This window comes from Streptomyces sp. NPDC088817, from assembly GCF_044750345.1.
Classification (GTDB): domain Bacteria; phylum Actinomycetota; class Actinomycetes; order Streptomycetales; family Streptomycetaceae; genus Streptomyces.
The window spans coordinates 644124-665909 of record NZ_JBIVJN010000001.1; the positions used below are offsets into that span (position 1 = coordinate 644124).

At 71.6% G+C, this 21786-nt stretch carries 21 protein-coding genes; 15 read left to right on the top strand and 6 right to left on the bottom strand.

Annotation, left to right across the window (positions count from 1 at the left end; all coding sequences use genetic code 11):
- Positions 1 to 3 precede the first annotated feature (3 nt).
- Positions 4 to 828 (top strand): serine hydrolase, encoded by an 825-nt coding sequence (locus ACIP4X_RS02990; RefSeq protein WP_391453202.1) that lies wholly within the window; start codon positions 4 to 6, stop codon positions 826 to 828.
- Positions 829 to 854: 26 nt separating this feature from the next.
- Here the strand turns inward: ACIP4X_RS02990 and ACIP4X_RS02995 are convergent, their stop codons facing one another.
- Positions 855 to 1517, bottom strand: a complete 663-nt coding sequence (locus ACIP4X_RS02995; protein WP_358729499.1) for a pirin family protein — start codon at positions 1515 to 1517, stop codon at positions 855 to 857.
- A 95-nt stretch (positions 1518 to 1612) separates the two neighbouring features.
- On the opposite strand from ACIP4X_RS02995, the gene fasR reads away from it, so the two are divergent.
- The 5 genes from fasR (at position 1613) to fabF (ending at position 6585) form a co-directional block, all read left to right on the top strand.
- Positions 1613 to 2818 (top strand): fatty acid biosynthesis transcriptional regulator FasR, encoded by a 1206-nt coding sequence (fasR, locus tag ACIP4X_RS03000; RefSeq protein ID WP_358729498.1) that lies wholly within the window; start codon positions 1613 to 1615, stop codon positions 2816 to 2818.
- An 89-nt stretch (positions 2819 to 2907) separates the two neighbouring features.
- Positions 2908 to 3825: an ACP S-malonyltransferase gene (locus tag ACIP4X_RS03005; protein WP_358729497.1), complete on the top strand. Its 918-nt coding sequence runs from the start codon at positions 2908 to 2910 to the stop codon at positions 3823 to 3825.
- Between the two features lie 21 nt (positions 3826 to 3846).
- Complete coding sequence (locus tag ACIP4X_RS03010) at positions 3847 to 4878, top strand: beta-ketoacyl-ACP synthase 3 (RefSeq protein ID WP_391453198.1); 1032 nt, start codon at positions 3847 to 3849, stop codon at positions 4876 to 4878.
- 100 nt (positions 4879 to 4978) lie between these two features.
- Complete coding sequence (locus tag ACIP4X_RS03015) at positions 4979 to 5227, top strand: acyl carrier protein (RefSeq protein WP_003989952.1); 249 nt, start codon at positions 4979 to 4981, stop codon at positions 5225 to 5227.
- 86 nt (positions 5228 to 5313) lie between these two features.
- The gene (gene fabF, locus ACIP4X_RS03020; RefSeq protein WP_358729495.1) at positions 5314 to 6585 is read left to right on the top strand and encodes a beta-ketoacyl-ACP synthase II; all 1272 of its coding nucleotides are present in this window, start codon (positions 5314 to 5316) and stop codon (positions 6583 to 6585) included.
- 68 nt (positions 6586 to 6653) lie between these two features.
- On the opposite strand, the gene ACIP4X_RS03025 is transcribed toward fabF, so the two are convergent.
- Positions 6654 to 7148, bottom strand: coding sequence for a DUF3145 domain-containing protein (locus ACIP4X_RS03025; RefSeq protein ID WP_141361221.1), 495 nt, complete (start codon positions 7146 to 7148; stop codon positions 6654 to 6656).
- A gap of 253 nt (positions 7149 to 7401) precedes the next feature.
- Between ACIP4X_RS03025 and ACIP4X_RS03030 the strand changes: the two genes are divergently transcribed.
- Positions 7402 to 8274, top strand: a complete 873-nt coding sequence (locus ACIP4X_RS03030) for an SGNH/GDSL hydrolase family protein (RefSeq protein ID WP_358729494.1) — start codon at positions 7402 to 7404, stop codon at positions 8272 to 8274.
- Positions 8275 to 8352: 78 nt separating this feature from the next.
- Entirely contained in the window at positions 8353 to 9324 is a 972-nt protein-coding gene (locus tag ACIP4X_RS03035) for a galactose-1-epimerase (protein WP_391453192.1), read from the top strand.
- Between the two features lie 181 nt (positions 9325 to 9505).
- On the opposite strand, the gene ACIP4X_RS03040 is transcribed toward ACIP4X_RS03035, so the two are convergent.
- The 3 genes from ACIP4X_RS03040 to ACIP4X_RS03050 all read right to left on the bottom strand — a co-directional run bounded on the left by ACIP4X_RS03040 (position 9506) and on the right by ACIP4X_RS03050 (position 11926).
- Positions 9506 to 10315: an EI24 domain-containing protein gene (locus ACIP4X_RS03040; protein WP_391453190.1), complete on the bottom strand. Its 810-nt coding sequence runs from the start codon at positions 10313 to 10315 to the stop codon at positions 9506 to 9508.
- 72 nt (positions 10316 to 10387) lie between these two features.
- Positions 10388 to 10807, bottom strand: a complete 420-nt coding sequence (locus ACIP4X_RS03045) for an organic hydroperoxide resistance protein (RefSeq protein ID WP_358729491.1) — start codon at positions 10805 to 10807, stop codon at positions 10388 to 10390.
- A 120-nt stretch (positions 10808 to 10927) separates the two neighbouring features.
- Positions 10928 to 11926, bottom strand: a complete 999-nt coding sequence (locus tag ACIP4X_RS03050; protein ID WP_358729490.1) for an NADP-dependent oxidoreductase — start codon at positions 11924 to 11926, stop codon at positions 10928 to 10930.
- An 87-nt stretch (positions 11927 to 12013) separates the two neighbouring features.
- Here ACIP4X_RS03050 and ACIP4X_RS03055 point away from each other — a divergent pair, with 87 nt between their 5' ends.
- The gene (locus tag ACIP4X_RS03055; protein ID WP_358729489.1) at positions 12014 to 12463 is read left to right on the top strand and encodes a MarR family transcriptional regulator; all 450 of its coding nucleotides are present in this window, start codon (positions 12014 to 12016) and stop codon (positions 12461 to 12463) included.
- 775 nt (positions 12464 to 13238) lie between these two features.
- Here the strand turns inward: ACIP4X_RS03055 and ACIP4X_RS03060 are convergent.
- Positions 13239 to 14117, bottom strand: coding sequence for a hypothetical protein (locus ACIP4X_RS03060; RefSeq protein WP_401346346.1), 879 nt, complete (start codon positions 14115 to 14117; stop codon positions 13239 to 13241).
- A gap of 220 nt (positions 14118 to 14337) precedes the next feature.
- Between ACIP4X_RS03060 and ACIP4X_RS03065 the strand changes: the two genes are divergently transcribed.
- From ACIP4X_RS03065 to mmsB, 6 genes are all read left to right on the top strand, one after another.
- The gene (locus ACIP4X_RS03065) at positions 14338 to 15501 is read left to right on the top strand and encodes a mandelate racemase/muconate lactonizing enzyme family protein (RefSeq protein ID WP_401346349.1); all 1164 of its coding nucleotides are present in this window, start codon (positions 14338 to 14340) and stop codon (positions 15499 to 15501) included.
- The gene (locus tag ACIP4X_RS03070; RefSeq protein ID WP_358729486.1) at positions 15498 to 16502 is read left to right on the top strand and encodes an alcohol dehydrogenase catalytic domain-containing protein; all 1005 of its coding nucleotides are present in this window, start codon (positions 15498 to 15500) and stop codon (positions 16500 to 16502) included. The genes ACIP4X_RS03065 and ACIP4X_RS03070 overlap by 4 nt, the downstream gene beginning before the upstream one ends.
- Before the next feature lie 138 nt (positions 16503 to 16640).
- The gene (locus tag ACIP4X_RS03075; protein ID WP_358729485.1) at positions 16641 to 17609 is read left to right on the top strand and encodes a hypothetical protein; all 969 of its coding nucleotides are present in this window, start codon (positions 16641 to 16643) and stop codon (positions 17607 to 17609) included.
- A 60-nt stretch (positions 17610 to 17669) separates the two neighbouring features.
- Positions 17670 to 18779 carry a multiple monosaccharide ABC transporter substrate-binding protein gene (chvE, locus tag ACIP4X_RS03080; protein ID WP_358729484.1) on the top strand — a complete coding sequence of 370 codons (1110 nt, stop codon included), beginning with the start codon at positions 17670 to 17672 and terminating at the stop codon, positions 18777 to 18779.
- Between the two features lie 52 nt (positions 18780 to 18831).
- Positions 18832 to 20391: a multiple monosaccharide ABC transporter ATP-binding protein gene (gene mmsA / locus ACIP4X_RS03085; RefSeq protein WP_358729483.1), complete on the top strand. Its 1560-nt coding sequence runs from the start codon at positions 18832 to 18834 to the stop codon at positions 20389 to 20391.
- The gene (gene mmsB, locus ACIP4X_RS03090; RefSeq protein ID WP_358729482.1) at positions 20388 to 21632 is read left to right on the top strand and encodes a multiple monosaccharide ABC transporter permease; all 1245 of its coding nucleotides are present in this window, start codon (positions 20388 to 20390) and stop codon (positions 21630 to 21632) included. Before mmsA ends, mmsB begins: the two co-directional genes overlap by 4 nt.
- Positions 21633 to 21786: the final 154 nt, after the last annotated feature.

Here is a 21786-nt window from a genome sequence, read left to right on the forward strand (position 1 = left end):
GTCATGTCGTTGAACTCCCTGGCGTCGATCGAGAACTGGCCGGTCCCCACCGCGGCGGCGGGCGTGGTCCGCGCGGACGGCACGGTCCTTGGCACCCACGGCCCGACCGCGCGGCCCTTCCCGCTGGCCTCGGTCACCAAGCCGCTGGCGGCCTACGCGGTGCTCGTCGCCTACGAGGAGGGCGCGATCGAGCTGGACGAGCCGGCGGGTCCGCCCGGCGCGACCGTCCGCCATCTGCTCGCCCACACCTCGGGGCTGGCCTTCGACGAACACCGGGTGATGGCCCCGCCCGGCGAGCGGCGGCTGTACTCCAACGCGGGCTTCGAGCAGCTCGGTGACCATGTGGCGAAGGCCACGGACATTCCGTTCGCGGAGTACCTGCGCCAGGCGGTCCTGGCCCCGCTCGGCATGACACGGACGACCCTGGACGGCTCCCCCGCCAAGGACGCGGTCTCCACGGTCGACGACCTGCTCCTCTTCGCCGCCGAACTCCAGGCCCCGCGCCTGCTGGACCCGCGGACGGTAGCCGAGGCGATGACGGTCCAGTACCCCGGCACCAAGGGCGTCCTGCCGGGCTACGGCCACCAGAACCCCAACGACTGGGGCCTCGGCTTCGAGATCCGCGACTCCAAGTCCCCCCACTGGACGGGCACTTCCTCCTCCCCCCGCACCTTCGGCCACTTCGGCCAGTCCGGCACGTTCCTGTGGACCGACCCGGCCGCGGGCGCGGCCTGCGTCGCCCTGACGGACCGCCCCTTCGGCCCCTGGGCCATCGATGCCTGGCCCCCGTTCACGGACGGGGTCCTGTCCGAACTGCGCGCCGCCTGAGGGGGGCGTCGCCTGCGTTCACCGGGTCAGTCGGCCGCCATCTCCCACATCAGCAGCTCCGCGGCCGTCAGGGCGACCGCCTCGGCGTCCCTGGCCGACGTGATGCGGGCCGCGTCCCCTGGGCCCAACGTTTCGGCTCCCAGGCGCACTTCGCCGCGTACGACGTGGACGTACACGTACGCCGCGTCCGGTACCGCCGTCCGCTCCCCCGCCGTCAGGCGGCGGACGTGGAGCATCGTGCCGGCCTCCGGGACGGCGTACGGGGTGGAGTCGGCGATGCCGTGGACGAGTTCGTAGCAGGGGGTGCCGCCGGGCTCCAGGGGGGCCAGCCAGGTCTGGACGAAGGTCAGGGGGGCGGGGCCGGCGTTGCGTTCCACGTGGTGGACGCCGCCCGCCGAGCTCAGCCGCTGAACGTCGCCGGGGCGGACCACCGTCTCGCGGCCCGTGGAGTCGCGGTGGGTCAGCTCGCCCTCGACGACCCAGGTGACGATCTCGGTGTGACTGTGCCGGTGCTCGTCGAAACCGGCGCCGGGTGCGAGGTGTTCCTCGTTGCAGGCGATCATCGCGCCGAAGCGGAGGTTGTCCGGGTCGTAGTGCGGGCCGAAGGAGAAGGCGTGCCGGGAGGTGATTCCGGCGGCCGGCTCGCCGCCCTCGTAGCGCTCTGCCGCGCGGCGTACTTCCGTCGTCACGCGGACCACCGTAACTCCCGGCCCTGAGGAACCCCGGCAGCCCAGGCCAGACCCGGCGGCACGCACGCACGTCCGGATGAGGCAGTCTTGTCCCCGTGCCCGAACCCGAAACCCGCCAGGCCGATGCCGCAGCCCGCCCCCTCCATCCCCATGCCGCGACCCTGAAAAGACTGGAGAAGTCCTCCGGGTCGCTGGCCGCGCAGGCGATCGCGCGGATGGACGAGACGCTGCCGTGGTACCGGGCGATGCCCCCGGAGAACCGTTCCTGGATCGGGCTGGTCGCCCAGGCGGGCATCGCCGCCTTCACCGAGTGGTTCCGGCACCCGGACGCGCCCCAGGCGATCTCCACCGACGTGTTCGGGACCGCGCCGCGCGAGCTGACACGGGCGATCACGCTGCGGCAGACCGTGGAGATGGTGCGCACCACGATCGAGGTCATGGAGTCGGCCATCGACGAGGTGGCGGCGCCGGGCGACGAGTCCGCGCTCCGGGAGGCGCTGCTCGTCTACGCCCGTGAGATCGCCTTCGCCACCGCCCAGGTCTACGCCCAGGCCGCCGAGGCACGCGGTGCCTGGGACGCCCGGCTGGAGTCCCTGGTCGTCAACGCGGTGCTCAGCGGGGAGGCCGACGAAGGGGCCGTGTCGCGGGCCGCCGCCCTGGGCTGGAACTCCCCCGAACACGTGTGCGTGGTGCTCGGGACCGCGCCCGACGGGGACTCCGAGCTGACCGTGGAGGCCATCCGGCGGGCCGCCCGGCACGCCAAGCTCCAGGTGCTCACCGGCGTCCTCGGGGACCGGCTGGTCGTGATCGCGGGCGGCAGCGACAACCCGCTGGCGGTGGCCAAGTCGCTGATCGGACCGTATGCGCCCGGCCCCGTCGTCGCCGGGCCCGTCGTGCCCGATCTGCTCGCCGCGACCCGGTCCGCGCAGGCCGCCGCGGCCGGGCTGAAGGCCTGCTCGGCCTGGCAGGACGCGCCGCGGCCGGTCCTGGCGGACGATCTCCTGCCGGAGCGCGCCATCGCCGGCGACCCGGGCGCGCGGGAGCAGTTGGTAGAGGAGATCTACAGACCGCTGGAGGAGGCAGGCTCCGCGCTGCTCGAAACGCTCAGCGTCTATCTGGAGCAGGCGAGCAGCCTGGAAGGCGCGGCCAGGATGCTCTTCGTTCACCCGAACACCGTGCGCTACCGGCTCCGACGTGTGACTGACGTCACCGGTTGGTCACCCTCCGATGTACGATCCGCCTTCACCCTGCGGATCGCACTGATCCTGGGGCGTCTGGCCGACGGAGATCCCCAGGCCTAGGCTTTTGTCGGGGGCCCACAAAACCCCTTCCCGTTCTTCGTCCCTGTCCCCACGGGCGGTCGCGGCCGTCCCCAAGAGAGAGTGTGAGAGTGCTCGTACTCGTCGCTCCCGGCCAAGGCGCCCAGACGCCCGGCTTTCTGACTCCCTGGCTCGAACTGCCCGGCGCCGCCGACCGTGTGGCCGCCTGGTCCGACGCCATCGGCCTGGACCTCGTCCACTACGGCACGCAGGCCGACGCGGACGCGATCCGCGACACCGCGGTGGCCCAGCCCCTGCTGGTCGCCGCCGGGCTGCTGTCGGCCGCGGCACTGGGTGACACCGGCGCGGACGTGGTCGCGGGCCACAGTGTCGGCGAGATCACCGCCGCCGCGTTCGCCGGCGTCCTGGACGACACCGCGGCGCTGACCCTGGTCCGCCGCCGCGGCCTGGCCATGGCCGAGGCCGCCGCGATCACCGAGACGGGCATGTCGGCGCTGCTCGGCGGCGACCCGGACGTGTCCACGGCGCACCTGGGCAAGCTGGGCCTGACCCCGGCGAACGTCAACGGGGCCGGCCAGATCGTGGCCGCGGGCACCATGGATCAGCTCGCCGCCCTGAGCGAGGACATGCCGGAGGGCGTGCGCAAGGTCGTCCCGCTGAAGGTGGCCGGCGCCTTCCACACGCACCACATGGCGCCCGCGGTCGAGAAGCTCGCGGAGGCCGCCAAGTCGCTCTCGCCCGCCGACCCGAAGGTCACCTACGTCTCCAACCGGGACGGCCGGGCCGTGCACAGCGGCGCCGAGGTCGTCGAGCGGCTGGTCGGCCAGGTCGCCAACCCGGTCCGCTGGGACCTGTGCATGGAGACCTTCAAGGAGCTGGGCGCCACCGCCATGGTCGAGGTGTGTCCCGGCGGCACCCTGACCGGCCTGGCCAGGCGCGCGCTGCCCGGCGTGAAGACGCTGGCGCTGAAGACCCCCGACGACCTCGACGCGGCCCGCGAGCTCATCGCCGAGCACGCGAGCGCCTGACGCCTTAAGGAGCCGACGAGCATGTCGAAGATCAAGCCCAGCAAGGGTGCCCCGTACGCGCGCATCCTCGGTGTGGGCGGCTACCGGCCCACCCGTGTGGTGCCCAACGAGGTCATCCTCGAGACGATCGACTCGTCCGACGAGTGGATCCGCTCGCGCTCGGGCATCGAGACCCGGCACTGGGCGTCGCCCGAGGAGACGGTCGCAGTGATGTCGATCGAGGCCTCCGGCAAGGCGATCGCGGACGCCGGGATCGACGCCTCGCAGATCGGCGCCGTGGTCGTCTCGACGGTCTCGCACTTCAGCCAGACCCCGGCCATCGCCACCGAGATCGCGGACAAGCTGGGCACGGACAAGGCGGCCGCCTTCGACATCTCGGCGGGCTGCGCCGGCTTCGGCTACGGCCTCACCCTGGCCAAGGGCCTGGTCGTCGAGGGCTCGGCGGAGTACGTGCTGGTCATCGGCGTGGAGCGGCTCTCCGACCTGACCGACCTGGAGGACCGGGCCACGGCCTTCCTGTTCGGTGACGGCGCCGGCGCGGTCGTGGTCGGCCCCTCGCAGGAGCCCGCGATCGGCCCGACCGTGTGGGGCTCGGAGGGCGACAAGGCCGAGACCATCAAGCAGACCGTCCCGTGGGACCGCTTCAGGATCGGCGACGTCTCCGAACTCCCTGTCGACAGCGAGGGCAACGTCAAGTTCCCCGCGATCACGCAGGAGGGCCAGGCGGTGTTCCGCTGGGCCGTGTTCGAGATGGCTAAGGTCGCCAAGGAGGCGCTGGACGCCTCCGGACTTTCACCGGACGAACTGGACGTCTTCATCCCGCACCAGGCCAACGTGCGGATCATCGACTCGATGGTGAAGACGCTCAAGCTGCCGGAGCACGTCACGGTCGCCCGTGACATCCGCACCACCGGCAACACCTCGGCCGCCTCGATCCCGCTCGCGATGGAGCGGCTCCTGGCGACCGGCGAGGCGAAGAGCGGCGACACCGCGCTCGTCATCGGCTTCGGGGCGGGTCTCGTGTACGCCGCGACGGTCGTTACCCTCCCCTAGGCACTCCGTGCCGGATCATGCTTCCGGTGCGGGACCGCACACCCCTGCCGCTGACGCGGTGGGCGCCACACCCTCTGGAAATCTACGAAGGAGCGCCGACATGGCCGCCACTCAGGAAGAGATCGTCGCCGGTCTCGCGGAGATCGTGAACGAGATCGCCGGGATCCCGGTCGAGGACGTCCAGCTGGACAAGTCCTTCACCGACGACCTGGACGTCGACTCGCTGTCCATGGTCGAGGTCGTCGTCGCCGCCGAAGAGCGCTTCGACGTCAAGATCCCCGACGAGGACGTCAAGAACCTCAAGACGGTCGGCGACGCGACCGACTACATCCTCAAGCACCAGGGCTGATCGACCGATCACAGCCTTGAGCTGACTGCCCCGCCACCCGGCGGTGGCGCCGTACGAATCCTCGTTCCGTTGGAGAAAGAATTCCCGTGAGCTCGACCAATCGCACCGTGGTCGTCACCGGTATCGGCGCAACCACACCGCTGGGTGGCGACGTAGCTTCCACCTGGGAGGGCCTGGTCGCCGGCAAGTCCGGTGTGAAGCCCCTGACCCAGGAGTGGGCGGCCGACCAGGCCGTCCGTATCGCGGCCCCGGTGGCCGTGGAGCCGACCGAGGTCATCCCGCGGCCGCAGGCGCGCCGGCTGGACCGCTCCGCGCAGTTCGCGCTGATCGCGGCCCAGGAGGCCTGGAAGGACGCCGGTTTCACCGGCAAGGCCGGTGAGGACGGTTCCGTCGACCCGGACCGGCTCGGCGTGGTCGTCGCCTCCGGCATCGGCGGTGTGACCACCCTGCTGGACCAGTACGACGTGCTGAAGGAGAAGGGCGTCCGCCGCGTCTCCCCGCACACCGTCCCGATGCTGATGCCGAACGGCCCGTCGGCCAACGTGGGCCTGCTCGTGGGCGCCCGCGCGGGCGTGCACACGCCGGTCTCCGCGTGTGCCTCGGGCGCCGAGGCCATCGGCTACGCCATCGAGATGATCCGCACCGGCCGCGCCGACGTCGTCGTCGCCGGCGGTACGGAGGCGGCGATCCACCCGCTGCCCATCGCCGCGTTCGGCAACATGATGGCGATGTCGAAGAACAACGAGGACCCCGAGGGCGCCTCCCGCCCCTACGACGTCGACCGGGACGGCTTCGTCCTCGGCGAGGGCGCGGGTGTGCTCGTCCTGGAGTCCGCCGAGCACGCCGCCAGGCGCGGTGCCCGCGTCTACGCGGAGGCGGTCGGCCAGGGCATCTCCGCCGACTCCCACGACATCGTCCAGCCGGAGCCGGAGGGCCGGGGCATCTCGCACGCCCTCCAGCACCTGCTCGAGAACACCGGCCTGGACCCGGCGGAGATCGTGCACGTCAACGCGCACGCCACCTCGACGCCGGCGGGTGACATCGCCGAGCTGAAGGCGCTGCGCAAGGTCTTCGGCGACGACGCCGACCACATGGCGGTCTCCGCGACCAAGTCGATGACCGGTCACCTGCTCGGTGGCGCGGGCGGCGTGGAGTCGGTGGCGACGGTGCTGGCGCTGTACCACCGGGTGGCTCCGCCGACCATCAACGTCGAGAACATCGACCCCGAGGCCGAGGCGAACGCGGACGTGGTCCGCGGCGAGGCGCGCAAGCTGCCCGCCGAGGGCCGTATCGCCGCGCTGAACGACTCGTTCGGCTTCGGCGGGCACAACGTCGTGCTGGCGTTCCGGTCGGTCTGAGACCCCGGCAGCGGATGTGGAAGGGCCCCCACCGGTCGGTGGGGGCCCTTTCGTTCTGCGAGTGGTCGTCAGACCACCTGGTGCAGCCAGCGCACGGGGGCGCCTTCACCCGCGTAGCGGAACGGCTCCAACTCGTCGTCCCAGGGCTTGCCCAGGAGCTTGGCGAGTTCGGCCTCCAGGTCGGTCTCGCCGCGCTGGGAGCGCAGCAGGGCGGCGCGCAGCCGGTCCTCGGGGATGAGGATGTCGCCGTGGATGCCGGTGACGGCGTGGAAGATGCCGAGGTCGGGGGTGCAGCTGTAGCGCTCGCCCTCGGCGGTGGGGCAGGGCTCGGCGGTGACCTCGAAGCGGAGCAGCTGCCAGCCGCGCAGCGCGGAGGCGAGCTTGGAGGCGGTGCCGGGCTGGCCCTGCCAGGAGAACTCCGAGCGCCAGGTGCCGGGAGCGGCGGGCTGCCGGATCCAGTCCAGGCTGACGCGCGTACCGAGCACCCCGGCGACGGCCCACTCGACGTGCGGGCACAGCGCGCGCGGCGCGGAGTGCACGTACAGAACTCCACGTGTCGTCACCGGGACCTCCGGGCAGAGCGGGACATGGTGCGGGCGGGCGGACAGCGGTGGCGTGTGAGGCCACGTTGATGGCGAGGCTACCGTGCGACGGGGCAAGGAGTGTGACGTACCGTCGGTCCCGGTGCCAGGAAACGCCCTCCATTCACCCAGGGGGACGCTTGTACGGGTGCGCGCCGACCACTCGAGTGGGGGCGGGAACCCTCGCGCGTTCTCATGGAGGGGAGCACTTCACGACGACCGAGGGGATCACGGCATGCGGAATCGACGTCACCGTACCCGGGCCGCCCACGCCGTCGTGGCGGCGGCCGCCCTGGCCACCGCGGGCTGCGGTACCGGTCTCGGCACGGGGGCCGGGGCCTCCCGCCCGGCCGCGGCGCCCGTCTGGAACACCAGCCCGGAGTCGATCGCCGCGGTCGGCGACTCCATCACCCGTGGGTTCGACTCCTGCATGGTGCTGACGGACTGCCCGGAGGCGTCGTGGGCGACGGGCAGCGACGCGTCGGTCAACAGCCTGGCGGTGCGGCTGCTCGGGTCGACCGGGGCGGCCCGGAGCAGCTGGAACTTCGCGGTGACCGGATCCCGGATGTCCGATCTGCACAGCCAGATGGCGCAGGCCGTGAAGAAGAAGCCGCAGTTGGTGACGGTGATGGCCGGAGCCAACGACGCCTGCCGCGACTCCCTGGACGCGATGACGCCGGTGGCGGTCTTCCGGGCCGAGTTCGAGGCCGCGATGGATACACTGCGTCAGTCCCTGCCCAAGACACAGGTGTATGTCTCCAGCGTGCCGGACCTGAAGCGGCTGTGGTCCGAGGGCCGTACGAACGCGCTGGGCAAGCAGATCTGGAAGCTCGGCATCTGCCCGTCCATGCTGGGCGACGCCGACGCGCTGGACGCGGCGGCCACCAAGCGGCGCGACACGGTGCAGGCCCGGGTGCGGTCGTACAACGTGGTGCTGAAGGAGGTCTGCGCGAAGGACAGCCGCTGCCGCTTCGACAACAACGCCGTCTTCGACTACCGCTTCGGCACCGACCAGCTCAGCCACTGGGACTGGTTCCACCCGAGCCGCGACGGCCAGGCGCGGCTCGCCGAGATCGCCTACCGGACCGTCACCGCGAAGACATCCTGACGATGCGCCCGAACTGCCCCCGGACAGCCCCTGAAGCGCCCCTGAAGGCCCCCGGACGACAGGACTTAGGGTTTCCCCATGAGCGAACTCTTCGGCACGCTGGCCGACGGCACCGAGGTGCACCGCTGGACGCTGGAGCGGGCCGGGGTGCGGGTACGGGTGCTGTCGTACGGCGGGATCGTGCAGTCGGTCGAGGTGCCGGACCGGGACGGGCGCACGGCGGACGTGGTGCTGGGCTTCCCCGGCCTCGACGGCTATCTGGCCCACCCCGAGCCGTTCCTCGGCGCGCTGATCGGGCGGTACGCCAACCGGATCGCCGGGGGCCGCTTCCCGCTGGACGGGCGGACGTACGCGCTGGAGCAGAACGAGGGCGGCAACTCGCTGCACGGCGGGGACGGCGGCTTCGACAAGCGGATGTGGGAGGCGGAGCCGTTCGAGCACGGGCTGCGGCTCAGCCGGGTCTCCCCGCACGGCGAGGAGGGCTTCCCGGGCCGCCTGGAGGTCTCGGTGACGTACACCCTGGACACGGCGGGCGCCCTGCACATCGCCTACGAGGCGGTCACGGACGCGCCGACCGTCGTCAACCTCACCAGCCACTCGTACTGGAACCTCGGCGGCCACGGCGACGCGGGCGGCCACGAACTGCGGATCGCCGCCTCCCGGTACACCCCGGTGGACGCGGAGCTGATCCCGACCGGCGCCCTCGACGAGGTGGCGGGCACCCGCTTCGACTTCCGTCAGACACGCAAGACGGGCTCCGGGTACGACCACAACCTGGTCCTCGACAAGGGGGTCACCGGCGAGCCGGTGGAGGTCGCCGAGCTGCACGATCCGGCGTCCGGCCGGGTCCTGACGGTGGCGACGACCGAGCCGGGCCTCCAGCTCTACACCGGCGACCACCTTCCCGCCCCCTTCGCCCCCGGCGAAGGGATCGCCCTGGAGACCCAGCACTTCCCGGACTCCCCCAACCGCCCCGGCTTCCCGAGCACCGAGCTCAGGCCGGGCGAGGTCTTCCGTTCGCGGACGGTGTACGGCTTCTCGGCGCGCTGAGCGCGCCGGCCCCGGCCCGGGGGTCAGGTCCCGGGCCGGGGCGCCGGTGGGCGGACTCGGCCCGGACCAGACGTTAGCCGCCGGAAGAAGGAGGTGGCCGGTTGTCGGGCGCCGGGCCGGAGATCCCGTACGAACCCTTCACAATCACGGGCGGCTTCGCCGCTGTGCCGCGGCCCCCGGGTCAGGCGGGTGCCGGGGACTCCGACGCGGGGGGCGTGCGCGGTGCCGGAACGGCCGCGTCGCCGGACTCCTCGTCCAGCAGCTCACGGGCGAGCAGGGTGGCGCCCGCGACCGCGCCCGGCATGAGGAACACCGCCACGAACGGCACCAGGAAGGCCAGGCCGAGCGGCGCGCCGAAGCCCCAGACCAGCAGCTTGCGGGAGCGCAGCAGGGCCAGCCGGGCGCCGAGTCCGACGCCCCGGCGCTGGAGCGCGACGGCGGTGAGTTCCTCGGTCAGGAAGAAGCCGGTGACGAAGACGCCGGCCACCGGCACGACCGTCTGCCCGACGAACGGCAGGAAGCCCAGCGCGAAGAGCAGCACGCCCCACAGCGCGGCCCGTACGAGGATCCGCAGGCTGTCACGGGCCGAGAGCCACAGCTCGCGCCAGAACGGCAGGCCGGACTCGGGCGCCGTGCCGTCGGGCGACACGTCCCGGTCCACCCGCTCGGACAGGCTCTCGTAGAAGGGCTGGCCGATCAGGAGGGTGACCGCGGTGAAGGTGACCACGGCGAGGAGCAGGCCCAGGGTGAACAGCACGGCGGTGAGCAGGCCGCGGAAGAGACCGGCCCAGGGGTCCGGCCAGTCGTCGGCGAAGGGGGTGGCCCACGTGACCGCGCCGTCGCCCCACAGCGCGAGCGCGGTGAGCGCCGCCGCGTACAGCACGAGGGTGATCAGACCGGGGAGCAGTCCGAAGCGGTACGACCGCCCGTGCCGGGCCATCCAGCGCTGGCCTTTGAGGAGATGAGCGAAGCCGGCCCCGAGGTCACGCATGCGAAGACTGTATGCGGGGCCCGCGCCCGCACACCCCCCGGGGGCGGTACGGGCGCGGGCCGAGCGTGTGACTCAGGCGAGCGTCACGGTGATGTTGCCGCGGGTCGCCTTCGAGTAGGGGCAGACCTGGTGGGCCTTCTCCACCAGGCTCTTCGCCGTGGCGGCGTCGACGTTGGGGATGTCCGCCGAGATCTCCACGATGATCCCGAAGCCGTCCTCGTTCTTGCCGATGCCGACCTTCGCGGTGACGGTGGAGCCGGAGATGTCGGCGCCCTCCTGGCGGGCCACGACGCCGAGGGCGCCCTGGAAGCAGGCGCTGTAGCCGGCGGCGAAAAGCTGCTCGGGGTTGGTGCCGGCGCCGCTGCCGCCCATCTCCTTGGGCGGATTGACGACGACGTCGAGCTTGCCGTCGTCGGTGGCGACCCGGCCGTCGCGGCCGTTCTCGGCGGTGGCGACGGCGGTGTACAGAACGTCGGAGTGCTGGATGGGCATGGGGTTGCGTTCCTTCCTGCGTCCGCCGCGACTCGCGCCCACGGTCGCACCTGGCGGCTTCGGTTTCCGGAAAGAAGCTACCGCATACCGAAACTTCAGGGAACGGCCGTCGGGCGGGGGTCACAGCTTGACGATCATTTTCCCGGTGTTGTCTCCGCGCAGCAGGCCGAGGAAGGCCTCCAGGGTGTTCTCGATGCCCTCGACGACGGTCTCGCGGTATTTCAGCTCGCCCGAGCGCACCCAGGCGCCGACCTCCCGCACGAACTCGGGTTGGAGGTCGGAGTGGTCGCCGACGAGGAAGCCCTCGATGCGGCCGCGGGTCTGGATCAGCCGGGCGAGGTTCCTCGGACCCGGTGCGGGCTCGGTGTTGTTGTACCCCGAGATCATGCCGCAGATGGCGATGCGGCCACCCAGGTTGAGGGCGCCGATGGCGGCTTCCAGGTGCTCGCCGCCGACGTTGTCGAAGTAGACGTCGACGCCGTCCGGGGCGGCGGCCCTCAACTGCTCGGCCACCGGGCCGTTCCTGTAGTTGAAGGCGGCGTCGAAGCCGTACTCCTCGGTCAGCAGCCGGACCTTCTCGTCGGAGCCCGCGGAGCCGATCACCCGCGAGGCGCCCTTGAGTCTGGCGATCTGCCCGGCCTGGCCGCCGACCGCGCCGGCCGCGCCGGAGACGAAGACGGCGTCGCCCTCCTTGAACGAGGCGATGCGCAGCAGACCGGCGTAGGCGGTCAGCCCCGTCATGCCCAGCACGCCGAGGTACGCCGGCAGGGGCGCGGCCGCGGGGTCGACCTTGACGGCGCTGCGGCCGTTGACGGCGGCGTACTCGCGCCAGCCGCCGAAGTGCAGGACGTGGTCGCCGACCGCGATCCCCTCGGCCTCGGAGGCGACGACCTCGCCGACGGCGCCGCCCTGCATGGGCCTGCCCAGGTCGTACGGCTCGGCGTACGACCTGGCCGCGTTCATTCTTCCCCGCATATAGGGGTCGACGGAGAGGTACTTGTTGCGGACGAGGACCTGACCCTCGCCCGGCTGCGGGACCTCGGCCTCGACCAGGGCGAAGTCCTCGGGTTTCGGCCAGCCGACCGGGCGGCTGAGCAGGTGCCATTCTCGGTTGATCACGGCAGGAGCCTTTCGGTTACTTCAGTTACTGAAACAACCATGCGCCTGAATATTTCATGAAGTCAAGTAAGCCGGTACCCTGGACGCATGGCCGCCGCACCGAACACCCGCCGACCCGACGCGCTGACCCTGGAGGTCGTCGAGCTGATCGGGGACGTCGTGGCCCGCTTCTACGAGGACTACGAGGAGACCGCCGGTGAGCACGCGCTGACCGGGGCGCAGGCGCGGCTGCTGAGCCTGCTGTCGCTGGAGCCGCTGCCGATGCGCAGGCTGGCGCAGAAGCTGAAGTGCGAGCCGTCGAACGTCACCGGGATCGTGGACCGGCTGGAGACACGGGGCCTGGTGGAGCGACGGCCGGACCCGGGCGACCGGCGCGTGAAGCTGGCGGCGGCGACGGAGGAGGGGCGCCGGGTGGCCCGAGAACTACGAGAAGGCCTCCGCTTCGCCCGCGAACCCCTGGCCGGCCTCTCCGAGGGCGAACGCCTGGCCCTACGGGACCTGCTGCGACGGATGGTGAACGAGGGGGAACCGAACTGAGGGGCCCGGCCGACGAACTCGGCTGGGCGGCTCGGCCGAGCGGCCCGAGTCGAGGGGCTCGGGCCCCAGGTCCGCGTCGAGGGACACAGGCCCCGGTCTCGGGCTGAACGGCTCGCGTCGATGGGCTAGGGCCCGGGAGCCCGGGCTGAGCGGTCCGGCTGACGGGCTCGGCTGAGCGGTTCGGCCGAGTGGCCCGGCCCCCAGGGCCCGGGAGCCCGGGCTGAGCGGTTCGGCTGACGGGCTCGGCCGACGAACTCGGCCGAGAGGTTCGGCCGAGCGGCCGGGGGCAAGGCGCCCGGCCCCCAGGGCCCGCGTCGAGGGGCCCGGGCTGAGCGGCTCGGCCGAGCGGCTCAGCTTGAGGGGCTCGGGCCCGGGGGGCGGGCTGAGCGGTCCGGCTGACGAACTCGGCCGACGAACTCGGCTGAGCAGTTCGGCCGAGCGGGCGGGGGCAAGCCGCCCGGCCCCCAGGGCCCGCGTCGAGGGGCCCGGGCTGAGCGGTTCGGCCGACGAACTCGGCTGAGCGGTCCGGCTGAGGCTCGCGCCGAGGGGCTCACGCCCCCGGCACTCGGGCTGAGTGGTTCGGCCGAGAAGCTCGGGTTGACGAGTTCCACTGAGGGCCGGCTGAACGGCGCGGCTCGGCCGAGCGCGGCCGCCGCTGTGGGGACGCGCGGCCCGGCGCCGGCAGTGCGGCGGCCGCGGGTTCGCCAATCACCCGCGGTCGCCGCCCTGTTCGGCGTCGAGCCACCGTGCGGCCCTCAGGCCCGCGCATCGCGCCCTACGTGCACCACCACAGGAAGCGGTCGCAGGTGTGGGTCGGGGTGGGTGTGGGGTCCGGCTGAGGGGGCGGCGGGGCGGGGTCGCTCGCCGGGGGGTCCGCGGGCTGGGGCGCCTCCGGGGTCGCGGAGTCCGGCACGCTCGGCCGGTCCGCGCTCCTGCCCGTGTCGCTCTGTACCGTCGCCTCGGCCGACTGCCGGGGGCCGCTCGTGTCGCTCGCGTCCGGTTCCGGTTGCCCGTCCTTCGCGGAGGCGGAGGGAGAGGCCGACTTCGAGGCGTCCGGCGTGGCCGTGTCCGTAACGCTCCCCGGCGCGCCGTCAGTCGGCCCGGCCGTCCCACCGGTGTCCGAGGGGGACGCGTCGTCCTCCCCCACGTCGTCGCCGACCGCGGCCGGCTCCTGGCTGGAGAAGCCCGGCAGGCCCGGCGCGTCGACGCCGAGTTCGGCCAGGCTCAGACCGCCGCCCGCCAGGACGAAGCCGGCGGCCATCAGCACGACGCGGCGGCGGCGCCTGCGGTGGACCGCGGCCTTGCGGTCCCGCCGGCTCGCACTCCGGCCCTCGGCGTCATCGACGTCGCCCTCGACGTCCTCCTCCGCCCCGTCCTCGGCCACTACGCCGCGGCCGCGCGAGCGGCGCCGCCCGGCCCGGCCCTCGGGCTCGGCGTGGCCGTCGTCACCCCCGCCATCGTCGTCCCCAGCGCGCTCAGCGCGCCCCTCGTCAGGGTGGAACTCCCCGCTCTCTTGCGGGACTTGGGTGGCAGCGGGTTCCGCACTCACCCCGGGGTCCTCCGTGTGCACGGGAGGTGACTCCACTGGGGTGCCGCACCCCGGGCAGGCGAGAGCGCCATTGAGGTGCCGACGGCACGGGTGGCAGTAGTTCATGACGCGGGAAGAGTAAGTTCCGGATGGGCGCGGTTCCTAGGCACCCCTGTGAAGGTTCTGTGCGGGATCGAAAAAGTGACCGAACAGCCTCACCGAAACCGTTATCTGTCGGACCCATTGACACCCTCACCACCCCGTCCCTACTGTCGCGCCAGCATTTCGAACGTCTGACGAAATCTCGAACACAGCAGTGATGTCAAGCAGTTGAGGGGCGGGCGCCGTGCGCATCAGCGGAATCAGCACCCACGTGGTCGGGACGCCGTGGCGCAACCTGACCTACGTCCAGGTGCACACCGACGAGGGCATCACGGGGGTCGGCGAGACCCGGATGCTGGGCCACACCGACGCGCTGATCGGCTACTTGAGAGAGGCCGAGACCAACCACATCCTCGGCTCGGACCCGTTCGCCGCCGAGGACCTCGTCCGCCGCATGAAGTACGGCGACTTCGGCCGCGCGGGCGAGATCGTGATGTCCGGCATCGCGGTCGTGGAGATGGCCTGCTGGGACATCAAGGGCAAGGCGCTCGGCGTCCCCGTGTGGCAGCTGCTCGGCGGCAGGGTGACCGACCGGGTGAAGGCGTACGCCAACGGCTGGTACACCACCGAGCGCACCCCGGAGGCGTACCACAAGGCCGCGCAGGGGGTCGTGGAGCGCGGCTACCGGGCCCTCAAGATCGACCCCTTCGGCACCGGGCACTTCGAACTCGACCACGAGCGGACCCTGTACGCCGTCTCGCTCGTCGAGGCCGTACGGGACGCCATCGGCCCGGACGCCGAGCTGATGCTGGAGATGCACGGCCGCTTCTCCCCGGCCACCGCCGTCCGGCTGGCCAGGGAGATGGCGCCCTTCGCCCCGGCCTGGCTGGAGGAGCCGGTGCCGCCGGAGAACCTGAAGGCGCTGCGGAAGGTCGCCGCCAAGGTCGACATCCCGGTCGCCACCGGGGAACGCATCCACGACCGGATCGAGTTCCGCGAACTCTTCGACGACCAGTCCGCCGACATCATCCAACCGGACGTCGGCCACGTCGGCGGCATCTGGGAGACACGGAAGCTGGCCGCGACCGCCGAGACGCACTACATGTCCGTCGCCCCGCACAACGTCGGCGGGTCCGTACTCACCGCCGCCTCGCTCCAAGTGGGCTTCACCACGCCGAACTTCAAGATCCTGGAGCACTTCAACGACTTCGCCGACGCGGAGATCAAGAAGGTGGTCAGGGGCGCGCCCCGCGTGGATCCGGAGGACGGCTGCTTCCACCTCTCCGACGCGCCCGGCCTCGGCGTCGAGCTGGACGTCGACGCGGCGGCCGAATTCCCCCAGCAGCAGGCCCGGTTCGACCTGTGGGCCGAGGGCTGGGAGCAGCGCAGGCCGAAGGGGACGAAGTGAGCACCGAGGTCGTCGTCGAGGCGCCGGGCGCGCACCGGATCGCCGGGCACACGCCGCGCGAACCGGGGCCGGGCGAGGCGCTGGTGGCCGTGCACGCCGTGGGGATCTGCGGCAGCGACCGCGAGGTGTACCAGGGCAACCGGCCCGAGGGGTACGTCCGTTACCCGCTGACGCCGGGCCACGAGTGGTCCGGGACGGTCCGGCGGGTGGGCGCCGGGGTGCCCGGCGCTCTCGTGGGCCGCAAGGTGGTCGGCGAGGGCTTCCGCAACTGCCAGGTGTGCGACCGCTGTCACGCCGGCGAGACGACGCTGTGCACGGCGGGGTACGAGGAGACCGGCTTCACCCTGCCGGGCGCGATGGCCACCACGCTGACGCTGCCGGCCCGGCTGCTGCACGTGCTGCCCGAGGACGCCGACCTCACCGCCGCCGCCCTGCTGGAGCCGGCCGCCTGTGTCGCGGCCGCCGCGCTGAAGGCGGACGCCCGGCCGGGCGAGCGGGTCGCCGTGGTCGGCACCGGCACGCTCGGGATGTTCGCCGCGCAGTTCCTCAAGGCAGCCTCCCCGGCCGAGCTGCTGGTCGTCGGCACGCGCGACGACCGTGCGGCCCTGGCGCGGCGGTTCGGCGCCACCGGCTTCACCACCAAGGACCGGGGGTTGCCCGGCGGCTTCGACGTGGTGATCGAGACGGCCGGGTCGGCGGACGCGGCGCGTACCGCCGCCGCGCTGCTCAGACGCGGTGGGCGGCTGGCCCTGACGGGCATCCCGGCACCGGGCGCCGAGGGGCTGGACCCGACCGACCTCGTCGTACGGCAGCTGGAGGTGCACACCGTCTTCGGGGCGCCGCCGCACGCCTGGGCGCACACGGTGCGGATGTTCGCGGCCGGGCTGCTCGATCCGCTCCCGCTCGTCACCCACGAGCTCCCGCTCACCGAGTTCTCGCACGCCATCGATCTGGTGGGGGCGGGCGATCCGAAAGTGGGCAAGGTGCTGCTCCGCCCGTGATCCGTATGCCGCTCACGGCGTGATCCGAGGGGGCCACGAGCGCCGCACCGGGCCCGGCTCACCGCCGGTCCAGGTGTGCCGCCCGCCTCACCCGGAGCCGCGAACCTTGTCCGAAATACCGAACATTAAGGACAGCCTGTGACCGACGCTTCCGCCACGGCCGCCCGCAGACCCGCTGAGCAGACGCTCACCGCCCTGGGCCTCGGCGCCCCCGCCCTCGACCCCGCCGACACCTCGCCGCACGCCTTCCCGGGCGGCGGCCGCTGGCGCACCGAGATCCCCTCGTGCGAGGGCCCGGAGGCGCTGGCGGTGGTCCTCGACGAGGCCGCACGGCTCGATGTGCCGGTCCACCGGATCAGCCAGGGCAGCGGCGTGTGGATGCTGACCGACGCCGAGATCACCGAGATGGTCGACGCGAGTACCGCGCACGGCGTCGAACTGTGCCTGTTCACCGGCCCGCGCGGCACCTGGGACACCGGGGGCTCGGTGCGCTCCGACTCGCGCGGGGCGGGGCTGCGCGCTCGGGGCCACGACGCGGTCGCCGGGTGCGTCGAGGACGCCGTACGGGCCACGGAGCTGGGCGTGCGCTGCCTGCTGGTGGCCGACGAGGGGGTGCTGTGGACGCTGCACCGGGCTCGTACGACGGGCCTGATCCCGGCCGACACCACCCTGAAGGTGTCCGCGCTGATCGGCCCGGTGAACCCGGCGTCGTACGCCGTCTTCGAGCGGCTGGGCGCCGACTCCGTGAACGTGCCCAGCGATCTGACGCTCGATCACCTCACCGAGATCCGGCGGGTGTCGGGCGCCCCCATGGACATGTACATCGAGGCGCCCGACGACCTCGGCGGCTATGTGCGGATGTACGAGGTCGCCGAGCTGATCCGGCGCGGCGCACCGCTCTATCTGAAGTTCGGCCTGTCCAAGGCGCCCGGCATCTACCCGTACGGACACCACCTGCGGGAGCTCACCCTGGCGACCGCCCGGGAACGGGTGCGGCGCGGCCGGCTCGCCCTGGACCTGCTCGCCCGCCACGGCGCCGCCGGTGACATGGCCCCGCTCGGCTCCCGGCTGCCGGGCCCGCTCCACCGCTTCCCCACCGGTGCCTGACCGGCGCCGCGAGCACCTCCCCACGCCCCACACCGACCAGACGGACAAGGACTGATCACCATGCGCAACCGCAGAGCCGCCCTCGCCGCCACGGCCGCAGCCGCGTCCCTCGCCCTGACCCTGTCCGCCTGCGGGCAGAACAGCGAGGGCGGCAGCAAGGAGAAGTCGGGCAGCACCAAGGGGGCCACCATCGGCATCGCGATGCCGACGAAGTCCTCCGAGCGCTGGATCTCCGACGGCGACAACGTCGTCAAGGACCTCCAGGCCAAGGGCTACCGGACCAAACTGGTCTTCGGCGAGGACAACCCCGACACCCAGGTCTCGCAGATCGAGAACCTGATCACCCAGGGCGTCAAGGGCCTGATCGTCGCCGCGATCGACAACAAGTCGCTGAACAACGTGCTCCAGGAGGCGGCCGACGCCGGCATCCCGGTCATCGCCTACGACCGGCTGATCCTCGGCACGGAGCACGTCGACTACTACGCCTCCTTCGACAACGAGAAGGTCGGCCGGCTCCAGGCCGGCTACATCGTCGACAAGCTCGGCCTGAAGGACGGCAAGGGCCCGTTCAACATCGAGCTGTTCGCCGGCTCCAACGACGACAACAACACCAAGTACTTCTTCAACGGCGCGATGAGCGTCCTGAAGCCGTATCTGGACAGCGGCAAGCTGAAGGTGAGGTCCGGCCAGACGCAGCTCACCAAGGTCACGACCCTGCGCTGGGACGGCGCGACCGCGCAGCGGCGCATGGACGACATCCTCACCTCGTCCTACAAGAGCGGCCGGGTCGACGCGGTGCTCTCGCCCTACGACGGCATCTCGATCGGCATCCTGTCGGCGCTGAAGTCGGACGGCTACGGCTCGGGGAACAAGCCGCTGCCCGTCGTCACCGGTCAGGACGCCGAGCTGGCCTCGGTGAAGTCGATCATCGCGGGCGACCAGACGCAGACCGTCTACAAGGACACCCGCAAGCTCGCCGAGATCGCCTCTGCGATGGTCGACGACTCACTGAAGGGCAAGAAGCCGCAGGTCAACGACGTCAAGACCTACGACAACGGCTCGAAGGTGGTGCCCGCCTACCTGCTGCAGCCGGTGAGCGTCGACAAGAGCAACTACGAGGAGGTCCTGGTCAAGGGCGGCTACTACACGGACGCCGAGCTGAACAAGTAGCCGGGAAGCGACCGCCGCATCCACCGACCCCAACCGACTGGAAGGCACGACCATGGCGGGACCCGTCCTGGAAATGCGCTCGATCGGCAAGACCTTTCCCGGTGTCAAAGCGCTGTCGGACGTCACGCTGACGGTTCGCCGGGGCGAGGTGCACGCCATCTGCGGGGAGAACGGCGCCGGGAAGTCCACCCTGATGAAGGTGCTCTCCGGCGTCCATCCGCACGGGAGTTACGAGGGCGAGATCCTCTTCGAGCAGGAGGTCTGCCGCTTCAAGGACATCCGGGCCAGCGAGCGGCGCGGCATCGTCATCATCCATCAGGAGCTGGCGCTGGTGCCGTACCTGTCCATCGCGGAGAACATCTTCCTCGGCAACGAACACGCCACGCGCGGGTTCATCAACTGGAACGACACCCTCCGGCACGCCACCGCCCTGCTGCGCCGCGTCGGCCTCGACGAGCACCCCGAGACCCGGGTCGCGGACATCGGCGTCGGCAAGCAGCAGCTCGTGGAGATCGCCAAGGCGCTGTCGAAGTCCGTGAAGCTGCTCATCCTGGACGAGCCGACGGCGGCCCTGAACGACGAGGACAGCGGCAAACTCCTGCGCCTGATACTTGAGTTGAAGAAGCAGGGCATCACCTCGATCATCATCTCCCACAAGCTCAACGAGATCCGCGGGGTCGCCGACTCGGTGACGATCCTGCGCGACGGCCACACCATCGAGACCCTGGACGTGAAGGCGGCCGGCACCACCGAGGAGCGGATCATCGCCGGCATGGTCGGCCGCGACCTCGACCACCGCTTCCCCGAACGCACCCCGCATCCGACCGAGGAAGGCGCGGCCCCGGCCCTGGAGATCCGGGGCTGGACCGTGTTCCACCCGCTCGACCGGCAGCGCCGGGTCGTCGACGACGTGTCGGTCCAGGTGCGGCGCGGCGAGATCGTCGGCATCGCGGGCCTGATGGGCGCCGGCCGCACCGAACTGGCGATGAGCGTCTTCGGCCGCGCCTACGGCCGGTACGCGGCCGGCACGGTCCTCAAGGACGGCCGGGAGATCCGCACCAGGACCGTCGCGGAGGCGGTCGGGCACGGCATCGCCTACGTCACCGAGGACCGCAAGCACTACGGCCTGAACCTCATGGACACCGTCCACCGGAACATCTCGCTGACCGCGCTGCGCAAGGTGGCCCGGCGGGGTGTGGTGGACGAACACGAGGAGCAGCAGGTCGCCGAGGGGTTCCGCACGTCCATGAACATCAAGGCGCCGACCGTCTTCGAGCCGGTGGGCAGGCTGTCCGGCGGCAACCAGCAGAAGGTCGTCCTCAGCAAGTGGATCTTCGCCGGTCCGGACGTGCTGATCCTGGACGAGCCCACGCGCGGCATCGACGTGGGCGCCAAGTACGAGATCTACACGGTCATCAACCAGTTGGCCGCCCAGGGCAAGGCGGTCGTCTTCATCTCCTCCGAACTGCCGGAACTGCTCGGCATGTGCGACCGCATCTACACGATGGCCGCGGGGCGGCTGACCGGTGAGGTGCCGCGGGCGGAGGCCACCCAGGAAGTGCTGATGCGCCACATGACGAAGAACACGAAGGACGAAGAGGTGACGCGATGAGCACGGACATGACCGCGCAGACCCCGGCCCCCGCGCCACCGGAGCGCGGCGCGGCGGCCACCGGCGGCGGTCTGCTCGGGCTGGTGCTGAACGGTCTGCGCCGCAACATGCGGCAGTACGGCATGCTGATCGCGCTCGGGCTGATCGTCGTCCTGTTCGAGATCTGGACCGGCGGGGACCTGCTGCTGCCGCGCAACGTCTCCAACCTGGTGCTCCAGAACAGCTACATCCTGATCCTGGCCATCGGCATGATGATGGTGATCATCGCGGGCCACATCGACCTGTCGGTGGGCTCGCTGACCGCGTTCGTCGGCGCGGTGGCGGCGGCCCTGACGGTCAGCCACCAGGTGCCGTGGCCGGCGGCGATGGGCCTGTGCCTGCTGGTGGGGGCGGCCGCGGGCTCGCTGCAAGGGTTCATGATCGCCTATCTGGGCATACCGTCGTTCATCGTCACCCTCGCCGGGATGCTGCTCTTCCGCGGGCTGACGGAGATCCTGCTCAAGGGCCAGACCCTCGGCCCGTTCCCGGGCGGGCTGCAGAAGATGGGCAACGGCTTCCTGCCCGAGGTCGGGCCGAGCACCAACTACCACAACCTCACCCTGCTCCTCGGCCTCGTCCTGATCGCCTCCGTGGTGTGGCAGGAGGTGCGCGACCGGCGCCGGCAGCAGGAGTTCTCCCTCGACGTGCTGCCCGCGCGGCTGTTCGCGCTCAAGCTCGTCGCCCTCGTCGCCGCCGTCCTGGTCGTCACGCTGCTGCTCGCCAGCTACAAGGGCGCGCCGATCGTGCTGATCGTCCTCGGCGCGCTGGTGGCCGGCTACGGCTATGTGATGCGCAACGCCGTCTTCGGCCGCCACATCTACGCCATCGGTGGCAACCTGCCCGCCGCGAAGCTGTCCGGCGTCAAGGACAGAAGGGTCACCTTCCAGGTGTTCCTGAACATGGGCGTGCTCGCGGCCCTGGCGGGACTGGTGGTGGCCGCCCGCCTGAACGCGGCCTCTCCGAAGGCCGGCGTGAACTACGAACTGGAGGCCATCGCCTCGTCGTTCATCGGTGGCGCGTCCATGAGCGGCGGTGTGGGAACGGTGCTCGGCGCGATCATCGGCGGGCTCGTCCTCGGCGTGCTGAACAACGGCATGAACCTGCTCAGCGTCGGCACCGACTGGCAGCAGGTCATCAAGGGGCTGGCGCTGCTGGCGGCGGTCGGGTTCGACGTGTGGAACAAGCGCAGGTCCGGTGCGTAGGCCGACGCGCGCCGCGCCCGCGCGGGGCCCGCGGTTACCCGGAAAGCACACTTCCCACACATGAGTTGAACAGCGCCGCCTCCGTCCGCGTATCCATGAGTGGCCCGCGCTCCCCCGCGCGGGCCACCCCAGAACGACGGACCCGGCCGCCCCC